Source organism: Streptomyces sp. NPDC034111, assembly GCF_055575375.1.
In genome coordinates, this window is record NZ_JBVIST010000010.1 from 79,415 (window position 1) to 103,900 (window position 24,486).

At 72.7% G+C, this 24,486-nt stretch carries 22 protein-coding genes; 11 read left to right on the forward strand and 11 right to left on the reverse strand.

Features of this window, described 5'->3' with window-relative positions; genetic code table 11:
• Nucleotides 1-76 precede the first annotated feature (76 nt).
• Nucleotides 77-1,624: an amino acid adenylation domain-containing protein gene (locus ACZ55A_RS22730; protein ID WP_468842848.1), complete on the forward strand. Its 1,548-nt coding sequence runs from the start codon at nucleotides 77-79 to the stop codon at nucleotides 1,622-1,624.
• A 25-nt stretch (nucleotides 1,625-1,649) separates the two neighbouring features.
• On the opposite strand, the gene nudC is transcribed toward ACZ55A_RS22730, so the two are convergent.
• Nucleotides 1,650-2,591 (reverse strand): NAD(+) diphosphatase, encoded by a 942-nt coding sequence (gene nudC, locus ACZ55A_RS22735; protein WP_468842850.1) that lies wholly within the window; start codon nucleotides 2,589-2,591, stop codon nucleotides 1,650-1,652.
• Between the two features lie 186 nt (nucleotides 2,592-2,777).
• On the opposite strand from nudC, the gene ACZ55A_RS22740 reads away from it, so the two are divergent.
• Genes ACZ55A_RS22740 through ACZ55A_RS22750 form a run of 3 tightly spaced genes read left to right on the forward strand, consistent with a single transcriptional unit; the run spans nucleotide 2,778 to nucleotide 6,066 of the window.
• The gene (locus ACZ55A_RS22740; RefSeq protein WP_468842853.1) at nucleotides 2,778-3,092 is read left to right on the forward strand and encodes a phosphopantetheine-binding protein; all 315 of its coding nucleotides are present in this window, start codon (nucleotides 2,778-2,780) and stop codon (nucleotides 3,090-3,092) included.
• 53 nt (nucleotides 3,093-3,145) lie between these two features.
• Nucleotides 3,146-4,777, forward strand: coding sequence for a class I adenylate-forming enzyme family protein (locus tag ACZ55A_RS22745; protein WP_468842855.1), 1,632 nt, complete (start codon nucleotides 3,146-3,148; stop codon nucleotides 4,775-4,777).
• 14 nt (nucleotides 4,778-4,791) lie between these two features.
• Entirely contained in the window at nucleotides 4,792-6,066 is a 1,275-nt protein-coding gene (locus ACZ55A_RS22750) for an MDR family MFS transporter (protein ID WP_468842858.1), read from the forward strand.
• A 4-nt stretch (nucleotides 6,067-6,070) separates the two neighbouring features.
• Here the strand turns inward: ACZ55A_RS22750 and ACZ55A_RS22755 are convergent, their stop codons facing one another.
• From ACZ55A_RS22755 to ACZ55A_RS22795, 9 genes are all read right to left on the reverse strand, one after another.
• Entirely contained in the window at nucleotides 6,071-7,285 is a 1,215-nt protein-coding gene (locus ACZ55A_RS22755) for a M6 family metalloprotease domain-containing protein (protein WP_468842861.1), read from the reverse strand.
• Nucleotides 7,286-7,365: 80 nt separating this feature from the next.
• Complete coding sequence (locus tag ACZ55A_RS22760; RefSeq protein WP_468842864.1) at nucleotides 7,366-8,631, reverse strand: alpha/beta fold hydrolase; 1,266 nt, start codon at nucleotides 8,629-8,631, stop codon at nucleotides 7,366-7,368.
• 189 nt (nucleotides 8,632-8,820) lie between these two features.
• A complete protein-coding gene (locus ACZ55A_RS22765) occupies nucleotides 8,821-9,540 on the reverse strand; it encodes a GntR family transcriptional regulator (RefSeq protein ID WP_468842867.1) in 720 nt (239 codons plus the stop codon).
• Nucleotides 9,541-9,580: 40 nt separating this feature from the next.
• Nucleotides 9,581-10,960: an aldehyde dehydrogenase family protein gene (locus tag ACZ55A_RS22770; protein ID WP_468842870.1), complete on the reverse strand. Its 1,380-nt coding sequence runs from the start codon at nucleotides 10,958-10,960 to the stop codon at nucleotides 9,581-9,583.
• The gene (locus ACZ55A_RS22775; protein ID WP_468842872.1) at nucleotides 10,957-11,961 is read right to left on the reverse strand and encodes a proline racemase family protein; all 1,005 of its coding nucleotides are present in this window, start codon (nucleotides 11,959-11,961) and stop codon (nucleotides 10,957-10,959) included. The genes ACZ55A_RS22770 and ACZ55A_RS22775 overlap by 4 nt, the downstream gene beginning before the upstream one ends.
• 17 nt (nucleotides 11,962-11,978) lie before the next feature.
• The gene (locus ACZ55A_RS22780; protein WP_468842875.1) at nucleotides 11,979-12,887 is read right to left on the reverse strand and encodes a dihydrodipicolinate synthase family protein; all 909 of its coding nucleotides are present in this window, start codon (nucleotides 12,885-12,887) and stop codon (nucleotides 11,979-11,981) included.
• A 73-nt stretch (nucleotides 12,888-12,960) separates the two neighbouring features.
• The gene (locus ACZ55A_RS22785) at nucleotides 12,961-14,460 is read right to left on the reverse strand and encodes an FAD-dependent oxidoreductase (protein WP_468842878.1); all 1,500 of its coding nucleotides are present in this window, start codon (nucleotides 14,458-14,460) and stop codon (nucleotides 12,961-12,963) included.
• Nucleotides 14,441-14,755, reverse strand: coding sequence for a (2Fe-2S)-binding protein (locus ACZ55A_RS22790; RefSeq protein WP_468842880.1), 315 nt, complete (start codon nucleotides 14,753-14,755; stop codon nucleotides 14,441-14,443). The genes ACZ55A_RS22785 and ACZ55A_RS22790 overlap by 20 nt, the downstream gene beginning before the upstream one ends.
• Before the next feature lie 31 nt (nucleotides 14,756-14,786).
• Nucleotides 14,787-15,941 (reverse strand): NAD(P)/FAD-dependent oxidoreductase, encoded by a 1,155-nt coding sequence (locus ACZ55A_RS22795; protein ID WP_468842883.1) that lies wholly within the window; start codon nucleotides 15,939-15,941, stop codon nucleotides 14,787-14,789.
• A 214-nt stretch (nucleotides 15,942-16,155) separates the two neighbouring features.
• On the opposite strand from ACZ55A_RS22795, the gene ACZ55A_RS22800 reads away from it, so the two are divergent.
• From ACZ55A_RS22800 to ACZ55A_RS22830, 7 genes are all read left to right on the forward strand, one after another.
• The gene (locus tag ACZ55A_RS22800) at nucleotides 16,156-17,892 is read left to right on the forward strand and encodes an ABC transporter substrate-binding protein (protein WP_468842886.1); all 1,737 of its coding nucleotides are present in this window, start codon (nucleotides 16,156-16,158) and stop codon (nucleotides 17,890-17,892) included.
• A gap of 15 nt (nucleotides 17,893-17,907) precedes the next feature.
• Nucleotides 17,908-18,852 carry an ABC transporter permease gene (locus ACZ55A_RS22805; protein WP_468842889.1) on the forward strand — a complete coding sequence of 315 codons (945 nt, stop codon included), beginning with the start codon at nucleotides 17,908-17,910 and terminating at the stop codon, nucleotides 18,850-18,852.
• Nucleotides 18,849-19,835, forward strand: coding sequence for an ABC transporter permease (locus ACZ55A_RS22810; protein ID WP_468842892.1), 987 nt, complete (start codon nucleotides 18,849-18,851; stop codon nucleotides 19,833-19,835). Before ACZ55A_RS22805 ends, ACZ55A_RS22810 begins: the two co-directional genes overlap by 4 nt.
• On the forward strand, nucleotides 19,835-20,857 hold the full coding sequence (locus tag ACZ55A_RS22815; RefSeq protein WP_468842895.1) for an ABC transporter ATP-binding protein: 1,023 nt from the start codon (nucleotides 19,835-19,837) through the stop codon (nucleotides 20,855-20,857). Before ACZ55A_RS22810 ends, ACZ55A_RS22815 begins: the two co-directional genes overlap by 1 nt.
• Nucleotides 20,854-21,888, forward strand: a complete 1,035-nt coding sequence (locus ACZ55A_RS22820; protein WP_468842897.1) for an ABC transporter ATP-binding protein — start codon at nucleotides 20,854-20,856, stop codon at nucleotides 21,886-21,888. Before ACZ55A_RS22815 ends, ACZ55A_RS22820 begins: the two co-directional genes overlap by 4 nt.
• Nucleotides 21,889-21,898: 10 nt before the next feature.
• Nucleotides 21,899-22,864, forward strand: a complete 966-nt coding sequence (locus ACZ55A_RS22825; protein WP_468842899.1) for a LysR family transcriptional regulator — start codon at nucleotides 21,899-21,901, stop codon at nucleotides 22,862-22,864.
• Nucleotides 22,865-23,003: 139 nt separating this feature from the next.
• A complete protein-coding gene (locus ACZ55A_RS22830) occupies nucleotides 23,004-23,675 on the forward strand; it encodes a hypothetical protein (RefSeq protein WP_468842901.1) in 672 nt (223 codons plus the stop codon).
• 60 nt (nucleotides 23,676-23,735) lie between these two features.
• On the opposite strand, the gene ACZ55A_RS22835 is transcribed toward ACZ55A_RS22830, so the two are convergent.
• Nucleotides 23,736-24,251 carry a hypothetical protein gene (locus ACZ55A_RS22835; protein ID WP_468842903.1) on the reverse strand — a complete coding sequence of 172 codons (516 nt, stop codon included), beginning with the start codon at nucleotides 24,249-24,251 and terminating at the stop codon, nucleotides 23,736-23,738.
• Nucleotides 24,252-24,486 lie beyond the last annotated feature (235 nt).

Genomic DNA, 24,486 nt, shown 5'->3' on the forward strand with positions numbered 1-24,486 from the left:
GCGCCCACCGCGCCCCCGTATCCCCCCACGCGTCCCTCCCGGTACGGGCCGCGCCTCACGATCGGAGCCCCCCGCCATGACCGCTCAGCCCCTCCCCCGGGCGCCCCTGCTGCTGGAGCGCTTCCTCGCCACCGTGTCGGCCAGGCCCGGCGCGGTGGCGGTGGAGGACGGCGCGGCCCGGACGTCGTTCGCGGAGCTGGCGGAGCGCAGTGCTGCGGTGGCGGCGCACCTGACGGCCCGTGGGGTCCGCGCGGAGACCGTCGTCGGGCTGTGCCTGCCGCGCTCGGCGGACTTCATCGCCGCCGCGCTCGGCGTCATGCGGGCGGGCGGTGCGTTTCTGCCGCTGGACCCCGCCTACCCCGCCGACCGGTTGCGCTACCTGGTGGAGGACAGCGGCACGACCGTGGTCCTGACGGCCGGCGTTGGCGCGGCGCTCCCCCCGGACGGCGTCTTCCCGGCGCCTGTCGCGGTCCTGCCGCTCACGGCGGCCGTCGCGGCCCCCGACGCCGGTACCCGGCTGCCGCCCGTGCCGTCAGGGCGGCTCGCCTACGTCATCTACACCTCCGGTTCGACCGGCCGCCCGAAGGGGGTACAGGTCGAACACGGGGCGCTGGCAAGCTTTCTGGCCGGTCTGGAGGCGGCCGGCGTCGTCCGGCCGGGGGCGGCCCGGGTCGGCTGGAGCGCCAGCCCCTCCTTCGACGCCTCGCTCCAGCAGTGGGCCCGGGTCTGCCGGGGTGACACCGTGGTGATCGTCGACGATATGGCGCGCCGCGTCCCGCAGCGGCTCGTACAGGCCGTGACGGGGGCCCGCCTCACCGATCTCGACATCACGCCCAGCCTGGCCGAGCTGACGGCCGACCGGCTGGCCGCCGCCCTGCCGGCCGGCTCCGGGCTGCGCCTGTGGGTGGGCGGCGAGCCGATCTCCCCCGCCCTGTGGCGGTGCCTGGCCGGGCACTCCGCGGCGGGCCTGCTGGACGCGGTGAATGTGTACGGCACCACGGAGACGACGGTGGACACTCTGTGGGCCCCGGTGCAAGGCGGTGTGCAGCCGCACCTCGGGGCGCCCCTGCCCGGCCAGACCGTCCGTCTGCTGGATGACCGGCTGCGTCCGGTACCGGACGGTGAGCCGGGCGAGCTGTACATCGCGGGCCCCACCCTCGCCCGCGGCTACCTGGGCCGCCCGGAGCTGACGGCCGGGCGTTTCCTCCCCGATCCCTGGGCCGCGGACGGTTCGCGGATGTACCGGACCGGGGACCGCGCCCGCCGGACCCCGGACGGCCGGCTGGAGTTTCTGGGCCGTACCGACCACCAGGTCAAGGTGCGCGGATACCGCGTGGAGCTGGGTGAGGTCGAGGCCGTGCTGGCCGAGTGCCCCGGTGTGCTGGAGTGCGTGGTGGTGCCCCGTACCCAGGGCGGGGTGGGCGTACTGGCGGCGTTCGTGCGGACCGCGCCGGACACCTCCGTGGAGGACGTACGGGCGCATGCGGCGCTGCGGCTGCCGGAGTGGATGCGGCCCGCCGCCTGCACCGTGGTGGCGGCCATGCCCCTGACGCCGTCCGGGAAGACCGACCGGGCGGCGCTCGCCGACGGGCTCGTCGACGGGACGGCGGCCCGTGCGCGCTGACCGGCCTGAGCACTCCCCCGGCCGCTCACTCGGTCCACCGGGCGCCGGACGTCTCCTCCGAGGGGACGAGCGGCCCGCCGTACCACCGCTCGATCAGCCGGCGGGCGAGGTAGCGCCGGTCCGGCAGCGCCACCCGTCCGGCGCGGACGGCCGCTGCCAGCGCGTCCCGGGTGAACCAGCGGACCGCCGCCATTTCGCTCCCGTCGGCCCGTACGTCGGACGAGACGGCCCGGGCTTCGTAGCCCAGCATGAGGCTGCCGGGGAACGGGTGCGACTCGGTCTCCACACAGCGCACTTCGCCGATCGCCGCCCCCGCCTCCTCCTCGGCCTCCCGCCGCACCGCGGCCTCCGCCGTCTCCCCGGGCTCCACATACCCCGCGGGCACCGAATACTGGTGGGCGGGCCAGCGGGTGCGGCTGCCCAGCAGACAGCGGTCCCGGGCATCGGTGATCAGCATGAGCACGGCGGGGTCGGTACGTGGGTGGTGCTCGACGCCGCACGGCACACAGCGCCGGACGTGCCCGCCGCACTCCGGCGTGGTGCAGCCACCGCAGCGGGGACAACGGCCGTGGGTGCGGTGCCAGTTCTCCAGGGCGGTGGCGTGCACCAGCATGCCGTGGTCCCGGGGGCCGAGCGGATATGGCTCGCCGCCCAGGGCCGCGGGGCGTGCGTCGTCGGCGGGCGGGCCGGGCAACTCCTCGGTGGCGTAGGCGAAGTAGGCCGCGCCCCCGGCGTCGGTGCCGAGGAAGTAGCGGGCGCCGTCCGGTGGGCAGTCGCGCGGGCGGACCAGCGCCAGCCGCCCTCCGCCGGGCCCCTCGGTCACATAGGTGGTGCCACCGGCCAGCGGCATGACGCGGGTGTCGTCGCGCTGCCAGGCCGCGTAGAGCCACGCCTCGTCCTCCCGTCGCCCGGCACTGCGGTCCAGCGGCTCCGCGGAACGGTCCAAGGGCGGGGGCAGGTGGTTCACAGTGGCCTCACCGGGGTCAAAGGGAGTCTCAGGGTGCGCAGTTGACGTGCCGTCACGTCTCCCGCTTCCGGGAACCTAGGCCACCGCCACAAGGACGAACAAGGGCGTTTCCGCGCCAATCATGATGAAGGTGACAACAGTCACACATCGCCCTCAAGAATGGCTACGTAGGAAAGGATGATCGTGGTGAACGAGCCCCAGGAGCAGACGTCCGGGTCCCGCGCGCCGGCGAGCGAACTGCTTGCGGCGGTGACCGAGGTCGTGCTGCGCAATGCCCCCGACCGCGCGTCCCTGGCGTCCGCCGGACCGGACGCCTCGCTCCCGGCGCACGGCTTCGACTCACTGTGCGTGGTGCGCCTGTTGGTGGACCTGGAAGAGACGCTGGGCGTCGCCTTCCCCTCCGACGCGGTGACCGCCGAGACCTTCCGCAGCATCCGCGCCATCGCCGACGCCCTCGGCGGGACCGGGCCCGGAGCGCCGCCCGGGTCCCCCGGCCGCTGAACGGCTCCGCCGCCACGCAGCCCCACCCCCACCCCTACCACGACCGAGGAACCATGCACGCCACCCCCGACGACCACCGGCTCGCCCACCGCTGTGCGGGAAGGGAGTTCACCGACCGGCTGCCCCTCCACCCGACGATGCCGCAGCTGCTGGCGCACCGGGCCGAGCACGACGGGTCGGCCCCGTACCTGACCTTCCACGGCGCGGACGGCACCGGGACCACCCTCACCTACCGGGACATGCTCCGGTACAGCCGCCGTCTGGCGGCGTGGGCCGGCCGCGAACTGGACGCACGCCCGGGGGACGTCTTCGCCCTCGCCCCCACCAACGAACTGCGGTCGGTGACCGCCGTGTTCGCCCTGTTGCTCGCCGGCTGCTCCGTACTGTCGCTGAACCCGGCCGATCCGGCGGGCCGGATCACGCAGCAGGCGGAAGCGTTGGGCGCCAAGGCGGTGCTGCGCGCCCCGGACACCGCGGCCGACGGGACGGTGCCCTGGTCGCTGCTCCCCGACCCGCGGGAGCTGCCCGCGGCCGACGACACCTGGACGGGGCCCGACCTCGACCCCGGGGCGGACGCCCTGTACTTCGGTACGTCGGGGTCGACGGCCGCCTCCAAACTGGTCGCGCAGTCGCACTACAACGGCGCGGTCAACGCCGAGGCGCTGCGCCGGCACCACGGTCTCGGCCCCGGCGACCGGTTCCTGGGCTGCCTGCCCGTCCACCACGTCAACGGCCTGCACTTCAGCGTCTTCGGCACCCTCGCCGCCGGGGCGCACGGCATCCTGCTCACCGGATTCGACCCCTTCGGGTACCCGCGTCTGCTGACCGCGTACCGCCCACGGGTGGCGAGTGTGGTCCCCAGCATCCTGGAGACGCTGCTGGAGACCTGGCGCAGCCCGCAATTCCCGCCGGAGTTCGACTACTTCGTGTCGGCGGCCGCCCCGCTGTCCGGGTCCACGGCCCGCGCGGTGCACGACCGCTGGGGCGTCCGGAGCCTCCAGGGGTACGGCCTGACCGAGACGACCAACTTCTCCACCACCATGCCGCGCGGCCTCTCGGACGCCGCCTACCGGGCCCTGATGCTGGACTGCGACATCCCCTCCGCCGGCACCGCCCTGTACGGCAATGAGGTGGCCGTGCTCCTTCCGGACGGCCGGCGGGCCGCACCGGGCGAGACCGGCGAGGTCTGTATGCGCGGGCACAACGTCATGTCCCGCTACCAGGGGAACGCGGAGGCGACGGCGGAGGCGTTCGCCGGCGGCTGGTTCCACTCCCAGGACCTGGGCTACGAGGTCGTCGAACCGGAGTCCGGCCTGCGCTTCGTCGTGCTCACCGGCCGGGCCAAGAACATCGCCAAGGTACGCGGCGAGACGGTGTCGCTGGAGGAGATGGAGCGGGCCCTGAAGGCCTTTCCGCCGGTCCGCGACGCCGCCTGCGCCACCGCCCCGGACCGCTTCCTGGGCGAGGTGGTGGTGGCGGCGGTGGCCGCGCCGGACGACACGACCGACGCCATGCTGCTCGACCACCTCGGGCGCTCCTTCGATCCTGCGGTGCTGCCCGCCCGCTTCGTACGGATGCCGGAGATCCCGCGGACCGCCACCGGCAAGGTCATCCGGCCGAGACTGCGGGAGCTGCTTGCCGCGACCTCCGAACGGCCGGCGCCCGCCGTCGATCCGCAGTCCTGACCGGCGGTTCGGCCATGACGACGAAGACACCCCTCTCGACCACCGCGGCGGCGGCCACCCGCGCCGTCCGGGACACCTTCGCGGGACTGCCGTCCGCGTTCTGGTGGCTCTGGGTCAGTACCTTGATCAACCGTCTCGGCGCGTTCGTCTCCACCTTCCTCGCGCTGTACCTCACCGTCCAGAAGGGGTACTCGGCCTCCTATGCGGGCCTGGTCGCCGCGCTCTACGGACTGGGCGGCGCGGCGGGCAACCTGGTGGCCGGCGTGCTCACGGACCGGCTGGGCCGCAGACCGACGCTGCTGGTCTCCCAGATCGCCACCGCGGGCACCGTGGCGCTCCTCGGGTTCGCCTCCCGTCCGGAGACGATCGCGGTGCTCGCCGCGCTGGCCGGAATGACCACCAGCGCCTCACGGCCCGCGGTGCAGGCGATGATGACCGACATCGTGCCCGAGCGGCACCGGATCCGGGCCTTCGCGCTCAACTACTGGGCCATCAACCTGGGGTTCGCCCTGTCGGCGTCCGCGGCGGGCCTGATCGCCCGCTACTCCTATCTGTGGCTCTTCCTGGGCGAAGCGCTGCTGACCGCGCTCTGCGCGACTCTCGCCTACTTCCGGCTCCCGGAGTCCCGCCCGGCCGCCCCGCCCAGGTCCCACGGGGCGCCGCAGGGCACCACCTCCCTCCTGACCGTGCTGCGCGATGTCCGCTTCATGACGGTCGTCGGCCTGAACCTGCTGCTGGTGACGCTGTACCAACAGGGCCTGGTGGCACTGCCGTTGGCCATGGGGCGCGCCGGTTTCGACAGCACCGACTTCGGTGTGGTGATCGCGGCCAACGGTGTACTCATCGTGGCGCTGCAGATCCCCGTCACCCGCCTCATCGAGCACCGCTCCCCCGGCCCGCTGCTGGTGGTCTCGGCCCTCCTGACGGGCGTCGGCTTCGGCCTCAGCGCCCTCGCCGACTCGGTCCCCTTCTACGTGCTGACCGTCTGCATCTGGACCCTGGGTGAGATCATCAACTCCCCCACCCAGATGACCCTGGTGGCACGGCTCTCCCCCGTCCAGGGCCGGGGCCGCTACCAGGGCGTCTACACCCTCTCCTGGTCGGTCGCCGCCTTCGCGGCCCCCCTGGTCGGCGGTCTGGTCATCGACCGCTACGGCGCGGATGCCGTATGGCTGGGCAGCCTCGCCGTCGGCATCCTGGCCGCCTTCGGTTACGCCCAGGTCATGCGGCGTCCGTGGGGGGAGAGCGCGCCGGCCGCCCCCCGCACGATGTCGGACACCGCCTCCTGACCTCTCAGGGCTTGGTGAGCCGTACCGTGTCGCCCGACCTGCCGTCGGCGAGGATGTCGATCCGGGCCCCGGTGTCGGGGTCGGTGAAGGACTGGCCGGGGGCGTAGGTGGCCATGTCCTGGGGGGTGCAGCCGGCGGGCGGGGCGGCGGGCGACGGGTTGTTCATGATCCTTACCGGGCCATCGCCGGTCTTGGTGGCGGAGTCGACCTTGTAGACCAGGACGCCCGTCGAGCAGGCACCGCGGTCGTTGCCCTCCGCCCGGCGGGACTCGGCCACATACGCCGTGGTCCCGCCGGTGCGGAGCACCGCGATCTTGGTGCCGCCCGGTCGCTCCACCGGCGTCAGCCGTACCGTCCGGTGGCCGGACGAGGCGAGGCAGGCGACCTGGTCGGTCCGGGTCCAGCCGAGCTTCCAGGAGTGCCAGCCCAGATACTGCGGGGCGTGACCGGCGATATTGCCCATGACGTCCCAGCCGCGGGCGTAGCGGTGGGTCTCGCCGGTGAAGGCGTACAGGTCGGGGAGGCCGAAGGTGTGGCCGGTCTCATGGTCGGCGACCTTGGGGCCCCAGCGCCACATGTCCTGGCCGAAGGTGACGGCCCATTTGATGCGGGTGCCGTCGGCCGTGACGCCGGCCGTGGCCGGGTCGAAGAGGTAGGTCGGGGAGAAGGAGATCGCGGTCGCCGCCTTGGTGGGGACGATGTAGACCATGTCGTACCGGGAGAAGTCCGTGCCAGGGTCGGCGGCCGTGATCGCGTCGCGTACATAGCGCTCGTGCGCCTCGAAGGTGATGCCCCGGTCGAAGCCGTAGGACGTGGACGCCGCCGGCATGCGGATCCAGTGGTGCTGCGGGGTGATCTCCAGCCGGGAGCGGCCGTACGAGGCCGTGCGCATCCAGGCGGCGGCGGGGGCGAGTTGGGCCGCGTAGCCGTCGGTGGCGTCGGTGGCCCGGGCGTCGGGGAAGTCCACGAACAGGGTCAGGACGCGATGGGTACCGGTGGACCGCTGGAACTGGGCCCGGTCGGTGTCATGGCCCTCGTCGGTCCAGCCGGTCTTCCCGGGCAGTGCGCAATGGGCGGCGGACGACGAGGGGTTGGGGGTGGGGGCGGGCGCTCCCGCGGTCGCCGTGGCGGGGGCGAGGAGGAAGGCGGCCAGCGCCAGACAGGGGGCGAGGGCGAGGGCCGCGGCGAGGGGGCGCGGCCGGGGCGGCAAGGTGGGCATGGCTCTCCTTCGGCACGATGAGGGAGGGGTGGGAGAGGGAGGGGAAAGGGGGGTGGGGGAAGGGGCTGTGGGGGTGGGGGTTACGCGCGGCCGGCGGCCAGGTCCATGAGCCGGGACAGGACCTTTTCGCCCGAGGCGGAGATCCCGTCGTGTTCCCACTCGTTGGTGACCCAGGCCCGTACCGCGCCGACCTCGCGCGCGGTACGCAGGGAGAGCCCGGCGTCCACGTACATGTCGTCGTGGTAGACGATCGCGGCGACCGGGATCCGGTTGGCGGCGAGGCGGCGGGGGTCGTACAGCGGGCGCCAGTCGGTCCGTCCGGCCAGCAGGTCGGCGGCCTCCGCGAAGGGGCGCAGACCGGCGATGTCCCGGAACATCCAGGGGTACATCATTTCACCGGTGAGCAGGAGGATGTCGGCCTCCTCGGCGAACTCGGGGAAGCCGGCCATGGCGCGGGACGCCGCCCAGCCTGTGGGTCCGCCGCCCTGGCCGTACAGGGTCTCCTGCATGACCGCGAACAGCGGGTTGTCGGTGAAGCCGGTCAGGCCCATGACCTGGTGGAGGAAGGTGTCGGTCAACTCCCCCTGTGCGTCGAGGGCTTCGTCCAGCAGCCAGTGCACCCGCTCGAAGCCGTCGCCCATGCCGAGGGCGAGGCCGAGGGTGCGGAGCCGGCGGACGGTGAGCCGGTCCCCGTCGGGCAGCCGGACATCGGTGGACACGAGCAGGTCGGCGATCCGCCTCAGGCGCGCGGCGTCGTCCGGGTAGCGGTCGTAGAACTCCAGGACGCGGTCCCGCACCCGGGGGTAGGTGCGGGCGTAGACATCGTCGGCGGTGGCGGTGAGGCCCGGCAGGCCGCCGGCGACGTAGCACGCCCGCAGGCCCTCCGGCGCCTGGGAGAGGTAGGTGAGCGTGAGGAAGCCGCCGTAGCTCTGCCCCAGGGTCTCCCAGGGCTCGTCGCCGCACAGCTCGCGGCGGATCAGCTCGGCGTCCGCGACGATCGAGTCCGCCCGGAAGTGGGCGAGGTACGCCGCGAGCTGTGCGGCGGTGCCGAAGCGTGCGGCCCGGCGGGCGGTGACGGGTGTGGAGCGTCCGGTGCCGCGCTGGTCGAGCAGCAGCACGCGGTGGGTCTTCAGCGCGTGCGCCAGCCAGCCCGGTGAACCGGCCGTCGGGCGGGGTGACTTGCCGCCGGGGCCGCCCTGGAGGTACAGCAGCCACGGCAGGTCCTCACCCGCACGGGCGGGGTCGGCGACCTCGCGGGCGAACACCTCGATGCCGGGCCCGTCCGGGGCGGAGTGGTCCAGCGGCACGGTGAAGACATGGTCAGTGGTCGCGTAGGCGGGGTGCATGACTCCCTTTCGCAGCCGGCGTGAGGCTGTGGCTGTGTGACATGTGATGTTGCACAGCTCACTGTGGAGCGGCCGGCTACGGAAGGGGAGCCCTCAGTTCTCCATAACGCCGCGTTATGGAGGCCATGGACGGAGGGAGTTCCATGGCCGCGGCCACGCCCCCCCGACAGGGCTCGGTCCCCCTCCCGCTCAGTGGCTGGCGCCCAGACTCCGCTTGGGCCGCTGCCGGCCGGGCTTCCCGGCGTCCTCGCCCTTCGCCCACAGGGAGCGGACATGGCTCAGATGCCGGGCCATGCACTTCTCCGCGCCCTTGGCGTCACCGGCCAGCATCAGGTCGAGGAGCTCCAGGTGCTCCTCGGCCGACGGGATCAGCTCTCCCCGCTCGTCCAGCGCGGTCAGCCCGTACAGGCGGGAGCGCTTGCGCAGCTCGCCTACGGTCTCGACCAGGCGCTCGTTGCCGGAGAGCGCGAGCAGCGAGAGGTGGAAGCGGCGGTCCGCCTCCAGGTAGCCGATGAGGTCGTGCTCGCGCGCGGCGCGCACGATCTCCTCGGCCACCGGGCGGAGCACTTCCAGGTCCTCATGGGACGCGGTGCGGGTGATCCGGCCGATCATGGGGACCTCGATCAGGGTGCGGATCTCGGTGTACTGGTCGAGATCGCGCTCATTGACCTCGGTGACCCGGAAGCCCTTGTTGCGGACCGGCTCGACCAGGCCCTCGCGGGCCAGATCGAGCATCGCCTCGCGCACCGGGGTCGCGGAGATACCGAAGTCCTCCGCGAGCACCGGCGCCGAGTAGACCGCGCCGGGCCGGAGCTCACCGGAGATCAGCGCGGCCCGCAGGGCGTGCGCGACCTGGTCGCGCAGCCTTTCCCTGGTGGTGATCAGGTTGCGCTGTTTCAGGTGCCCCATGGTGTTCCTTCCGTGCCCGGCGGATCACCAGAGTACAATGTCACGTTGTTTTTGCAGGTGACAGGGTGTAGGTACGGCTCGACGTGTAGAACTCCAGGGCGGCTCGGCCCTGTTCCCGCGGCCCGTACCCGGAGGCCTTGGCGCCGCCGAACGGGAGATGGAAGTCCACGCCGGCGGACGGGGCGTTGATCCGGATCATGCCGGTGTCGAGCCGGTCGAGTCCGTTGAGTGCGGTGTCGAGGTCGGCGGTGTGGACCGAGGTGACCAGCCCGTACGGCACGGAGTTGGTGATCCGTACCGCCTCGGCCAGGTCGTCGGCGGGCAGCAGTGCCGCGACGGGTCCGAAGACCTCCTCGTGCAGCAGCCGGTGGTCCGCCGGCACCTTGTCGACGAGCGTCGGGGCCGCGTACCAGCCGGGGCCCTCGGGGAGGGTGCCGCCGGCGACGACGGAGAGGCCGTCCGCGGCCCGGCCCACCTGCTCACGGGCCCGCTCGGAGATGAGCGGGCCGCACACCGTGGCCGGGTCGGCCGGGTCGCCCACCGGGAGGGTGCGCAGCGCTTCGGCCAGGGCCTCGCGCAGCGGGTCGAGGGCGGCACCGACCGCGATCACCCGGCTGGTGGCGGTGCACTTCTGGCCCGCGTATCCGGCGATCGCCGCCGCGAGGTGCCCGGCGGCCCGTTCGATGTCGGCGTCCGGGAGGACGATCGCGGCGTTGAGTCCGCCCATCTCGGCCTGTACGGGGATGCCCGCGGCGGTGGTGGCGCGGACGACCTCCCGGCCGACGGCGGTGGATCCGGTGAAGGAGACCACGTCGGCGGCGGAGATCAGGGCGTTGCCCTCGACGGCCCCGCCGGGGACCACGGTGAACACCCCGCCGGGCAGGGCCGGCGCGATGAGCTCGGCGAGGCGCTGGGCGCACGCGGTGGCTTCCGGTGCGGGCTTGAGGACGACCGTGTTGCCGGCCGCCAGCGCCGGGGCCGCCTTCCAACTCGGAATGGCGAGCGGGAAGTTCCAGGGGGTGACCAGGCCCGCGACCCCGTAGGGGCGGCGGCGGCTCAGCAGCAGTCCGGGGCCGCCGGCCGTTTCGTGGACGGCGCCGGCGGGCTCGTAGGGGGCCTGGGCGTAGTACCGCCAGATCGCGACGGTCCGCGCCACCTCGGCCCGCGCCTCGGCGAGCGGTTTGCCCACCTCACGTACGACGAGGGCGGCCAGCTCGTCGGCCGCGGCCTCGACGGCGGCGGCGACGGCGGAGAGGCCCGCCGAGCGGGCGGCCGCGCCGGCGGTGAGCCAGCCCGGCTGTGCGGCACGGGCCCGCTCGACGGAATCGGCCACGGCGAAGGCGCCGGGGGCCGGGGTCCGCAGCAGTACGTCGGTCGGGTCGGCCGGATTGTGCGACACGACGGGGGACAGCGTGGTCATAGGAGGAAGCCTCCGGGGAAGGGGTCGTCCGGGTCGAGGAAGTACTGGGCGGTGCCGGTGAGCCAGGCACGGCCGGTGATGGTGGGGATGACGGCCGGCAGCCCGCCGACCTCCGTCTCCGCGACGAGGCGGCCGGTGAACCGGGTGCCGATGAAGGACTCGTTGACGAAGTCCCGGTGCAGCGGGAGGGCTCCGCGGGCGTGCAGCTGGGCCATCCGGGCAGAGGTGCCGGTCCCGCACGGCGAGCGGTCGAACCAGCCCGGGTGGATGGCCATGGCGTGCCGGGACCGGTGCGCGTCCGAGCCGGGTGCGGCGAGGTAGACGTGCTTGACGCCGCCGATCTCCGGCTGTTCGGGGTGCACGGGCCGGTCCGGCGAGGCGTTGATGGCGTCCATGACGGCGAGGCCGGCGGCGAGCAGATCGTCCTTGCGGGCACGGTCGAACGGCAGCCCCAGCGCGTCGAGTTCGACGAAGGCGTAGAAGTTCCCGCCGAAGGCGAGGTCGTACGTCACCGTCCCGAACCCCGGCACCTCGACCTTGCGGTCCAGGCCGACACAGAACGCCGGCACATTGGTGAAGGTGACGGCCTTCGCCGCACCGTCCTCGACGTGCACGTCCACGGAGACCAGACCGGCCGGGGTGTCGAGGCGGACCGTGGTGACGGGCTCGCTGACCGGCACCATCCCGGTCTCGACCAGGACGGTGGCGACGCCGATGGTGCCGTGCCCGCACATCGGCAGCAGCCCGGAGACCTCGATGTAGAGGACCCCGTAGTCGGCGTCGGGCCGGGTGGGCGGCTGGAGGATCGCGCCGCTCATCGAGGCGTGGCCGCGCGGCTCGTACATCAGGAGCGTACGGAGGTGGTCCAGGTGCTCGATGAAGTGGAGCCTGCGCTCGGCCATGGTGGCGCCGGGGATGACGCCGACGCCTCCGGTGATGACACGGGTGGGCATGCCCTCGGTGTGCGAGTCGACGGCATGGAAGACATGACGAGTACGCACGGACGTCCTTTCAGCGGTCAGTGGTGGCCGTCGGCAACGGCCTTCTCGGTGGCGGCGCGGACGTGGGTCTCGATCTCCCCGGTGAGCGGGAAGCGCGGCGGGCGGGTGGGGCCGCCGTGGCGGCCGACGATGTCCATGGAGAGCTTGATGCACTGGACGAACTCGGTCTTGGAGTCCCAGCGCAGCAGCGGGTGCAGCGACCTGTAGAGCGGGAGTGCCGTCTCCAGGTCCCCGGCGACGGCGGCGTGGTAGAGCTCCGCGCAGGTGGTGGGGAGGGCGTTGGGGTAGCCCGCGATCCAGCCGACGGCGCCGGCCACCGCGAGTTCCAGCAGGACGTCGTCCGCGCCGATCAGCAGGTCGAGTTCCGGGGCGAGTTCGGCGAGCTCGTAGGCCCGGCGCACGTCTCCGCTGAACTCCTTGACCGCGACCACGCTGCCGTCGCCGTGGATCTGGGCGAGGAGGGCCGGGGTGAGGTCGACCTTGGTGTCGATGGGGTTGTTGTACGCGACGACCGGGATCCCCGCCTCGGCGACCTCGGCGTAGTGGGCGCGCACCGCGCGTGCGTCGGCGCGGAAGGCGTTCGGCGGCAGCAGCAGGACGGAGCCGCAGCCCGCCTGGGCGGCCTGTTCGGCCCAGCGGCGGGCCTCGGCGCTGCCGTAGGCGGCGACGCCGGGCATCACCCGCGCGCCGTCGCCCGCCGCCTCGACGGCGGTGTGCACCACGCGGGCGCGCTCCTCGTCGGTGAGGGTCTGGTACTCGCCGAGGGAGCCGTTCGGCACCACACCGTCGCAGCCGTTGTCGATCAGCCAGCGGACGTGCTCGGCGTAGGCGTCGTAGTCGACGGAGAGGTCCTCGCGCAGCGGGAGCGCGGTGGCGACCATGATGCCGCGCCAGGGACGGTCGGTGTTCCAGGAGGTGGAAGCCATGCTGGTCAGCCCTTCTATAGTGTGTGACATTGTACTGATGTTCGGCAGCGCCCACAAAGGGTGCGCCGCCCGGTCAGAGGTCGGTCGTGCCGGTCGCAGGCGGTTCACCGCTGCCCTCGGCGTCGACCGGGGGTGCCGCGGGCTCGTCGAGCGAGCCGAGCACCCCGAGCGGGACGGGTACGGCCAGCGGCCGGCGTTCCACGGAGGGCGCCGTGGCCCCGCCGTCCCCGCCCGCCGCGAGGCAGGCCACGGCCGCCCCGCACATCCGGCCCTGGCACCAGCCCATACCGGCCCTGGTGAGGAGTTTGACGGTACGGGCGTCGCGGGCGCCGAGGTCGGCGACCGCCAGCCGGATCCGGCCCGCGCTCACCTCCTCGCATCGGCAGACGTCCGTGCCGTCGTCGAGCCAGTCGGTCCAGCCGGGCCCGGGGGCGTGTGCGGCGGCCATCGCATCGGCGAAGGCCCGCATCCGGTCACGGCGACGCCGGAGGTCCCGGGTGCGTACGTCTCCGGCTGCCACGGGCTTCCCGCGCAGCCGTGCGGCCACCGCGATACCGGCCAACTCGCCTTCCACACAGGCGAGTCGGGAGCCGCCGACCCCGCCGGGCTCGCCGGCCGCCCAGAGGCCCGGCACCGAGCTCTCCTGGAGGTCGTCCAGGGCGAGGGCGAGCGTCCCGTCGGGCATCCGGCGCGTGGCGCAGCCGAGCCCCGTGGCCAGCTCGATCTGCGGGACCAGTCCATGGCCCACGGCCAGCGCGTCGCAGGCGATCCGGCGGCCCGCCCCCTGTACGGGCCGCCAGTCCTTGTCCAGGCGGGAGACGGTCACGGCCTCCACCCGGTCGGTGCCGTGCACCTCGGTGACCGCACTGCGGGTACGCAGCGGCACCCGGTGGCGCAGCAGCGCCGTGCCGTGGACCACGGCCTCGGCCAGCTTGTGCGGGTTGGCGGCGAGGGAGCGCGGGTGGCGTGCGTAGCGGAGGTAGCCGGATGCCTCGACGACCGCGGGGACCCGTGCCCCGGCCGCGGCGAGCGAGGAGGCGACGGCGAGCAGCAGCGGTCCGCTGCCGGCCACGACGACCCGCTTGCCGGGCAGCACCAGCCCGGACTTGAGCATCGCCTGCGCACCCCCGGCCCCCACGACACCGGGCAGGGTCCAGCCCGGAAAGGGCAGTTGCCGCTCGTACGCACCCGTCGCGAGCAGGATCGCCCGGGCCCGTACGCAGACCGGGCGCTCCCCGTTGCCGTCGGCGCCGGTGACGGCGTGCACGGCCCACAGATCCCCGCTCTCCCGGGCCACGGTCCAGACGTGGTGCCCGGCGAGGTGGGCGATATCGCTCTGCCCCAGGCGCCGGCGCAGCTCGGCGAAGGCGGACCAGTCGTGGTGCAGGGCCTCCGGCCGCGCGGCGCCGAGGGCCGGGTCGGGGTGCCGGTAGAACTGGCCGCCGGGCTGCCCCGAAGCGTCCAGCAGGGCGACCGACACACCGTGTTCCGCCGCGGCGACGGCGCCCGCGAGACCGGCGCAGCCCGCGCCGATCACCGCGAGGTCGTACGGCTCAGACGGCGAGCCCGGCATGACCGTGTCCTTCCTGGGTGGTGATCGCATCGCCCGGCCGGGCGGGGACCAGACAGGCCCTCCGGTTGGGCTCCGCGTTGACGGTGGCGAGGCAGTCGTAGCACTGTCCGATGCCGCAGAAGGCGCCGCGCGGGCGGCCGCCACGGCGGGTGGTGCGCCAGGCGAGGATGCCCGCCGCCCACAGTGCGGCGGCCAGGGTCTGACCGGGCAGGGCGGTGACCGTACGGCCGTCGACGGTGATCTCGAACGGTGCGCCGGGCTCTGCCCCGACCAGTTCGGCGGGGGTACGGGCCACTGGGGGCCTCCTCTCGGTGGGCGGGACGGGGTCAGGCGGGGGACGTGAAGCGGGCCGGGGCGAACGGGCCGATGCCGAGCGGTGGCTGACCGCCCGTCAGCAGCCGGGCGATGATCAGCCCGGTGGCCGGGGCGAGCCCGATCCCGGCGCCTTCGTGGCCGCAGGCGTGCAGCAGGCCGGGGGCGCGCGGGTCGGGGCCGATCGCGGGCAGGTGGTCGGGCAGATACGGGCGGAAGCCCGCGTACGTCCGGATCGCCCGCACTCCGGCCAGCACCGGGAAGAGCGCCGTGGCCTGGGCCGCGAGGCGGCGCAGCACCTCCGTCGACAGGGTGCGGTCGAAGCCGACCCGTTCACGGCTGGCGCCGATCAGCACCGGACCCGCCGGTGTGCCTTCGACGACGGCCGAGGTCTGGAGCGCCGCCGAACCGCTCGCGACGTCGGCGACGTAGTCCGCCGCGTACACCTTGCGCCGCACCACGCGCGGCAGCGGTTCGGTGACGAGGACGAAGCCGCGGCGGGGCAGGACGGGCAGGTCCACACCCGCGAGCCGGGCCAGTTCGCCGCCCCAGGTGCCGGCGGCGTTCACCACGTACGGTGCGTGGACGGTACCGGTCGCGGTCCGCACGCCCCGCACCTCGCCGTTGGCGCCCGTGACGACGGCGGTGACCTCCTCGCCGAGCCGGAGCCGTACCCGGTCGCCGGCGGCGCGCAGCAGGTACGCGGCGGCGAGGGCGGGCTGGACCTGGGCGTCCTGGGGGTAGTGGAATCCGCCCGCCAGGCCGGGGGCGAGGTGCGGCTCCAGCTCGTTCAGGCGGTCCGGCGGGACCTCCTCGGCGGTGACGCCGGCCTTCTCCTGCCGCGCCGCGAAGTCCCGCAGTGCCGCCATCCCCGTGGCGCCGGAGGCGACGACGAGGCCGCCCTTGGCTTCGTACTCGGCCTGGGGCGGGAGCAGTTCGGCCAGCTCGCGCCACAACTGCGTGGAGAGCAGGGCCAGTTCGAGTTCCGGGCCGGGTTCCTTGTCGGAGACCAGCAGGTTTCCCTCGCCGGCTCCGGTGGTCCCGCCCGCGACGGGGCCACGGTCGATCACGGTGACGGACAGGCCGGCGCGGGCGGCGTGATAGGCGCAGGCCGCACCGACCACTCCCGCTCCGACGACGATCACATCCGAGGCGTTTCTCGCAGACACAGCAGTAATATTTCACATTGCACTGCCGCTGCCAAGGACTTCGGCCGATCGATCTTCGTCACCATCGGTGCGCCACCCTGCCGATCAAGTGCCCCTCGGACACAGGTGGGTAACGCCGAGGACCGACATCTTGCCAGTACAATTTCACATTACTATGTTACGGGTCACATTTCAGCCAGCGGCTGTCCGACTGCTGTTCACGGAGTGATCCCTGATGAACAAACGCACCTCCACCGCCCTCGCCACCACCGTGGTGGCCGCCCTCGCCCTGGGATCGGCCGGCTGTTCCGGCGGGCACCAGCGAGGCGGTGACAGAAACCCCGCCGCCGCGAACGCGGGCACCATCGTGGGCGGCACCCCGCACAAGGGCGGCACCCTCACGGTCCTGTCCAACCAGGACTTCACCCATCTCGACCCGGCCCGTAACTGGGTGATGAGCGATATGGAGTTCGGGACCAGGCTGCTCTACCGCACGCTGGTCACCTACCAGGCGGCCCCCGGCACGGCGGGCGGCAAGCTCGTCCCCGACCTCGCCACCGACCTCGGCACCTCCTCCAACGGCGCCAAGACCTGGACCTTCCACCTCAGGCCGGGGGTGAAGTACGAGGACGGCTCGCCCATCACCGCACAGGACATCAAGTACAACGTGGAGCGGTCCTTCTCGCCCGATCTGCCCGGCGGCGCCGACTACGCCGCCCGCTACCTCGCGGGCGCCCAGGGCTACCAGGGCCCCGCGCAGGGCAAGCACCTCGACTCCATCAAGACGCCCGACGACCACACGATCGTCTTCGAACTCCGCAAGCCCTTCGCCGAGTTCCCCAACGCCACCGTGATGCCGACCTTCGCTCCCGTGCCGAAGGCCCGGGACAAGGGCCCGCAGTACGACAACCGGCCGTTCTCCTCGGGCCCGTACAAGATCGAGTCGTACGCCCGCGGCAAGAAGCTCGTCCTGGTCCGCAACAGTCACTGGGACCCGAAGTCCGACGCGATCCGCAAGGCCTACCCGGACAAGCTCGTCGTGGTGATGGGGCTGAAGGCCAACGAGATCGACGCCCGGCTGATCGCGAGCCAGGGCGCCGACGCCTCCGCGGTCTCCTGGGGTGCGCTGCGGCCGGAGAGCGCGGCCAAGGTGCTGCCCGACGCCGAGGTGAAGAAGCGGCTGCTCGCCGAGTCGACGAACTGCACCGACATGGTCCAGATGCACACCGGGCGGGCGCCGTTCAACGACGCGAAGGTCCGGCACGCCGTGCAGTACGCCCTCGACAAGGAGTCCGTCCTCACCGCCTCCGGCGGCCCCGCCTTCAACGACCTGTCCACGGCCTACATGCCCGCCACCCTGTTCGGGGGCAAGCAGCCCGACACCGCCAAGGTCCCCGCCGCGGGCGACGCGGCGAAGGCCAAGCAGCTGCTGAAGGAGGCCGGTAAGCCGGACGGCTTCTCCACCAAGATCACCGTGTCGTCCGGGGACAAGGGCCGGGCCGAGGCCATCCAGCAGTCCCTGGGCCGGGCCGGGATCAAGGTCACCATCGAGACCGTCGACCCGTCCGCGTTCTACGCCACCATCGGCGACACCAAGAACCGCACCGACATGGTGTACACGGGCTGGTGCCCCGACTACCCCTCCGGCTCCACCTTCCTGCCCTTCGTCTTCGACGGCCGCTTCATCAAGGAGAAGGGCAACTCCGGCAACCACTCGCTCTTCCGCGACAAGGCGACCATGCGGCGGATGGACGAGATCGCCGCGATGACCGACGCCAAGCAGGCGGCGAAGGCCTGGCAGCAGCTGGACGGCGACATCCTCAAGAAGGCCCCGACCGTTCCGGTGCTGGTCCGGCGGTGGCCGCTGGTCCTGGGCCGCAACATCGCGGGCGCCTACGGCCAGACCTCCTTCGGCGGACAGCTCGACTACGCCTCGGTCGGCCTCAAGAACCCTTCCCAGAGCGAGAAGTGAGGGTCGCGCCCCACGATGACCACCACCGACACCCCCGTGGCCACGACCACCGCCGTCCCCGTCGGCAGCGGCCCGTGGCAGATCGCCCGCAGGGAACTGCGCCGCCGCACCTCCGTGAAGGTATCCCTCGCCGTCATTGCGGTCTTCCTCCTCATGGCCGTGGGCGCGCCGCTGCTGAGTGCCCTCGGCGGCTGGTCCCCCGATGAGTTCGACAAGTCCGCCGTCGACCCGTACCTCGGCGGGCAGCCGTTCGGGCCGCTCGGCGGCGTCTCCGCGGACCACTGGCTGGGCGTGGAACCCGTCACCGGCCGCGATCTGTTCGCGCGCGTGGTGCACGGCGCCCAGGTCTCGCTGCTCATCGCCTTCACCGCCACCGCGATCGTCGTGCTCGCCGGTACGGCCGCGGGGATCGCGGCCGGCTACTTCGGCGGCCGCACAGACGCCGTGCTCTCCCGGCTGATGGACCTCACCATGTCCTTCCCCTCCCTCATCTTCATGATCGCGATGATGTCGGTGGCCAAGGACGTCAACCGGATCGTGCTGATGACCGCGGTCATCGGGCTGTTCGGCTGGCCCGGCATCGCCCGCGTGGTCCGCGGCCAGACCCTCTCGCTCCGGCACCGCGAGTACGTCGACGCCTCCCGCGTCGGCGGCTCCGGAGCCTGGCGGATCCTCACCCGCGACATCCTCCCCGGTGTGGCCGGCCCCGTCATCGCGTACACCACCCTGATCATTCCCGGGATGATCGCGACCGAGGCCGCGCTCAGCTATCTGGGCGTAGGCGTCCGGCCGCCCACCCCCTCCTGGGGCCAGATGATCGCGGAGAGCGTCGCCTTCTACGACACGGACCCCATGTACTTCGTCATCCCCAGCATCTGCCTGTTCCTGACGGTGCTCGCCTTCACCCTGCTCGGCGACGCACTGCGCGACATCCTCGACCCGAGGAGCAGCCGCATATGACCCTCTACATCGGCCGCCGGCTGCTCGGTGTCCTCGGCGTACTGCTCGCCATCGCCGCCGTCACCTTCACCATCTTCTACGTCCTGCCCTCCGACCCGGCGGCCGCGGCCTGCGGCAAGTCGTGCAGCGTCGAACGGCTGGCGGCGATCCGCACCCACATGGGCCTCGACCAGCCGCTCTGGCGGCAGTTCGCGGACTTCGTCACCGGTATCTTCACCGGCCGCACCATGGGCAGCGGCCAGTACGCCCTGCACTGCGGCTTCCCCTGCTTCGGCTACTCGTACGAGAACAGCGAGGCCGTCTGGGACCTGCTGATGGACCGGTTGCCGGTCTCCGCCTCGCTCGCGCTGGGCTCGGCCGTGCTCTGGCTGCTGCTCGGCCTGTCCGCCGGGGTCACCGCGGCCCTGCGCAAGGACAGCCTCACCGACCGCGCCCTGATGGTCGGTGCCGTCGCCGCCGCCTCACTGCCGGTCTACTTCACCTCGATGATGCTGATCTACGGCCTCATCCGGGTCTCCGGCCTCCTGCCCTATCCGCAGTACGTCTCCTTCGGCGAAAACCCCCTCCAGTGGGCCTCGAACCTGCTGCTGCCGTGGCTGGCGCTGGCCATCCTCTATGCGGCCATGTACGCCCGCCAGAGCCGCAGTTCGATGATCGAGACGATGGCGGAGCCGTACATCCGCACCGCCCGGGCCAAGGGCCTGCCGCGCCGCACCGTCGTCGTCAAGCACGGGCTGCGGGCCGGAATGACCCCGATCCTCACCCTCTTCGGCATGGACCTGGGCGGACTGCTCGCGGGCGCGGTCATCACCGAGTCCATCTTCGGCCTCCCGGGCATCGGCCGGCTCTTCTACGGCGCGCTGTCCACCGGCGACCAGCCGGTCATCATGGGCGTCACCCTCCTCGCCGCCACCTTCATCGTCGTCGCCAACCTGCTCGTCGACCTGCTCTACGCCGTCGTCGACCCGCGAGTGAGGTACTGATGTCCGATCCTCAACCTCTGCTGTCCGTCAGCGACTTGACGGTGACCTTCCCGACGAAGCACGGCCCGGTGCGGGCCGTCGACTCGCTCGGTTTCTCCGTGGAGCGGGGGCGGACCCTCGGCATCGTCGGCGAGTCCGGCTCCGGCAAGTCCGTCACCTCCCTGGCCGTCATGGGCCTGCACACCGGAGCCGAGGTGACCGGCTCGATCGTCCTCGACGGCCAGGAGCTGGTCGGGCTGCCGGAGCGGGAGCTGGGCCGGCTGCGCGGCCGCCGGATGGCGATGATCTTCCAGGACCCGCTCTCCAGCCTGCACCCGTACTACACGGTCGGCGAGCAGATCGCCGAACACCACCGCGTCCACTTCGGATCGCGCCGTGCGGTGGCCCGCCGACGGGCCGTCGACATGCTCGGCGAGGTCGGCATCCCCGAACCCACACGCCGGGCGGGCGAGTATCCGCACCAGTTCTCCGGCGGCATGCGGCAGCGGGTGATGATCGCCATGGCGCTCGCCTGCGAGCCCGACCTGCTGATCGCCGACGAGCCGACCACCGCCCTCGACGTCACCGTCCAGGCGCAGATCCTGGAGCTCCTCGCACGCCTCCAGCAGGAACGCGGGCTCGCCGTCGTCATGATCACGCACGATCTCGGGGTGGTCGCCCGGGTCGCCCACGAGGTGCTGGTGATGTACGGCGGCCGGGCGGCCGAACAGGCCCCGGTGGACGCCCTGTTCGCGGCCCCGGCCCACCCCTACACCCGCGGCCTGCTCGACTCCCTCCCCCGCCTCGACGACCTGGACGACGAACCGCTGCGGGCCATCCCGGGCAGCCCGCCGTCCCTGCTCACCCCCGCTCCGGGCTGTGCGTTCGCACCGCGCTGCCCGAGGGCGGCAGCGGCGTCCGGCGCCGAACAGACGCGCTGCGCCACCGACCGGCCGGAGTTCGGCGGCCCGGCCGGCCACCGCGTCGCCTGCCACTTCCCCCTGACTCCCACCACCCCCGCGTACGGAGGCGCCGCCTCATGACCACGACCACCTCCCCCCTGCTGTCGGTACGCGACGTGGCCATGACCTTCCCGGGCAGGCGGGGCCGTTCGGCTCCCGTACGGGCCGTGGACGGCATCAGCTTCGACGTCGCGGCGGGCGAGACCCTGGGCCTGGTCGGTGAGTCCGGCTGCGGCAAGTCCACCACCGGCCGCATGATCGTGCGGCTGCTGGAGCCGACCGCCGGATCGATCACCTACGACGGCCAGGACATCAGCCACCTCGGCCAGCGCGCGCTCAAACCGCTGCGCAGGGACCTCCAGATGGTCTTCCAGGATCCGCACTCGTCCCTCAACCCCCGCCAGACCGTGGCCCGGATCATCGCCGATCCGCTGCTGGTGCAAGGGCATACGGCGGCCGAGGCGCGCAAGCGGGCCGCGGAGCTGATGGAGCTGGTCGGGCTGATCCCCGAGCACCTGGACCGCTATCCGCACGAGTTCTCCGGCGGGCAGGCCCAGCGCATCGGCATCGCCCGGTCCCTGGCCACCAGCCCCCGCCTGGTCGTCGCCGACGAACCCGTCTCGGCCCTCGACGTCTCCGTACAGGCACAGATCGTCAATCTCATGGAGCGGCTTCAGCAGGAGCTCGGGCTGGCGTACCTCTTCATCGCCCACGATCTGTCGGTGGTGAAGCGGGTGTGCGACCGGGTGGCCGTGATGTATCTGGGGCGGATCGTCGAAATCGGCCGCAAGGAGGAGGTGTACAAGGCACCCGCCCACCCCTACACCCGCGCCCTGCTCTCCGCCGTACCGCTGCCCGATCCGGCCGCCGAGCGGACCCGCGAGCGGATCACCCTGCTCGGCGACCCGCCCAGCCCGGCGGCGCCCCCGCCGGGCTGCACCTTCCACCCGCGGTGCCCCAAGGCCCAGGACCTCTGCCGTACCGAGGCACCGCGGCTGCGCGTCGCCGGAGCCGGCCAGGCGCGGCCGCTGCTGCACCTCGGCGGGCCCGGCGAGGCGCAGCAGGTCGCCTGCCACTTCCCGGAGGGCACGGCCGCTCTCCCCGGCCCGTAACATCCGCGCCATGGATCTGGAGGTACGTCATCTGCGGGTGATCTGCGCGATCGCGGAGGCCGGGAGTCTCACCCGGGCCGCCGCGTCGCTGCGCATGACCCAGCCCGGGCTCAGCGCGCAGCTGCGGCGCATCGAGATCATGCTGGGCGGGGCGCTCTTCGACCGCAAGCGCGCCGGCGCCGTCCCCACCGCGCTCGGCGAGCTGGTGCTCGCCCGGGCCCGCGCCCTGCTGCCGGGCATCGACGGCCTGCTGGCCGACACCGCCCGCGCCGCCCGCCGCGGGTCCGCACCCGACCGCTTCCGGGTCGCCTCGGTGGGCGCTCCCCTGCTGGCCGATCTCATCGTGGCGATACGGAAGTCGGTACCCGGTGCGGAGGTGACGGCCCGGTGCCAGTACTCCCCCTCGCCGTTGCTCGACGACCTCGCCGCAGGACGCCTGGAGGCGGCGGTCCTCGGCGACAACCCCGGCCGGGAACTCCCCCCACACCCCGGCGTCGTGCTGCGGCCCCTGGTCACCGAGCCCGTCTTCGCCCTGCTCCCGTCCGCCCACCGGCTGGCGGCGGGGGACGAGGTGAGCCTGAACCAGCTCATCGAGGAGGAGTGGGCCGTGCCGCGCCCCGACAGCGACCGCACCCGGGAGTACTGGTCGTCCGTCTTCGCCGTGACCGGCCGCCAGCCCCGTACCCCCTACGAGGCGGAGGGCCGCCAGCTGATCGAGCTCGTACGGGCGGGGCTGGCCGTCAGCCTCTGCCAGGCCACCTTCATCGAGGTCCCCGGGGTCGTCGTCCGCCCCCTGACCGGCAGCCCGCTCTGGTACCGCCATGTGCTGGCCTGGCACCGCGACGGCCCGCTCACCGCACACGCCGACGACGTCGTCCGCAGGGTCGGCGAGGGCTACCTGGCCACCTGCGCGGCCGCCCCGGCCTACGCCCGCTGGCGCGAACGCCATCCGCACTCGGCCCGCCTGACGGACTGAGCGGGCGCCGTCACCCAGCGGCGGTCCGGCTTGCTGACGCCGTTGAGCACCGCGGCAATTCCGTACCGGCGCAACCCCGCCCGGCACGGCGGACGGCTCATACTGAGACCGGGTCAGGAACGACGGGGAGGAATGTGCCATGACACTGCCGAACGAGGAGGCCCGGCCGCCGCGTCGGGTCGATGACGTCTCGTCCGCACACTGGATCGAGGAGGGCGTCGGCGGATTCGACAGCGGTGTGCACGCCCTGCTGCCGGCCGGGTTCGAGGCCTATGTACGGCTGCTGCATCCCAGCGAGTCCCCGGACGGCCGGCTCGAGCGGTGGGCGGAGGTGGCGGAACGGTCCGGCCGGGCCTTGCATCCGCTGGCGCACTTCGAGGAGGTGGCCGGTCCGGGCGATGAGCCGCCGTGGCAGGGCTCGCTGCCCGAGCCTGTGCTGGCGGCGCTGTGCACGGTACTGGCGGCGCAGACCAGCACGCCGCGGCAATGCTTCTTCGGGCTCTGGGAAGGGTGGGGCTGGCTGCGCGACGAGGGGCCGCGGGTACGGCTGAGCGGCCGTGCCTACGCGTTGTACGAGGGGCCGATCGAGGCGGCGACCGCCATGGGAGACCGGAGCGCCGGGGTCTTCTTCCCGCAGTCGCCGAATCTGTGGTGGCCGCAGGACCGGGCGTGGTGCGTCGCCACGGACGTGGACCTCGACTCCACCTATGTCGGCGGGTCCGCCCGCCTCGCCGAGCGGCTGGCGGACGAACCACGCTTCGAGGTCTTTCCGGTGGCGCTCAACGACCGGATCCACCGGTCCGGCCGCTGAGCGCGACGCACACCGCCGGGCGGGTGCCCGGAGGCGTCCGGAGGAGCCTTTCCGGCTCGGTCAGCTCCTCTTGCAGGCGTTGATGCGGACCGTCGCGCTGGTGTCGCGCACCTGCTTGGTGCGCGGCGTGTACTGGGGCGGGAAGGTGACCACGCCGACGGCGTAGCCCGTGTAGTTCTGCCTCTTCACACAGCGCCGCGCCGCGTTCTGACTCACCCTGTTCTTCCCGGCGTTGACCTTGGTGCCGCTCTGCTTGTACAGGCTGCCGTTCTTGTACAGGCCCACACGGATGGCCAGTTGCGCCACCCGCTTGGAGCACTTGATGTCGGCGGTGACGTTCACCATGTGCCGGTTCTGGGCGTGGGCGTGGTGGGAGTAGTGCGGAAGGTGCGTGGTGATCTTGCAGGTGATCACGTCACCGCTCCGGGTGTCCACCGTGCGGAGCGTGGAGGTGGAGGTGGCGCTTGCGGTGGAGCTCTCGCTCGGTGCCGCCGCACCGGCGGCTCCCGCCCCCATGGTCAGCGCCAGCGTTCCGGTCAGTGCTCCCGCGAGCAGCGTCCGCTGTACGGTCTTCATGTGTTCCCCCTGTTGTTGACGCCCCTTGACGGTGCGCACTGGTGATGCGCCGTCACCTCTTGGTCAGGTACGTCAGTACGTCGGCACGTCAGATGGGCCAGTAGCTCGGTATGAGGTGCGGCGTTGAGCCACATGATGGCGCATCAGGGGCTGGCGCGCAGACGAATTTGCACAAGCATTCCACGGGGTACGGTCCGGGCCGTGTTGCGGAACGTCGGGACGAACTCTCCTTTGT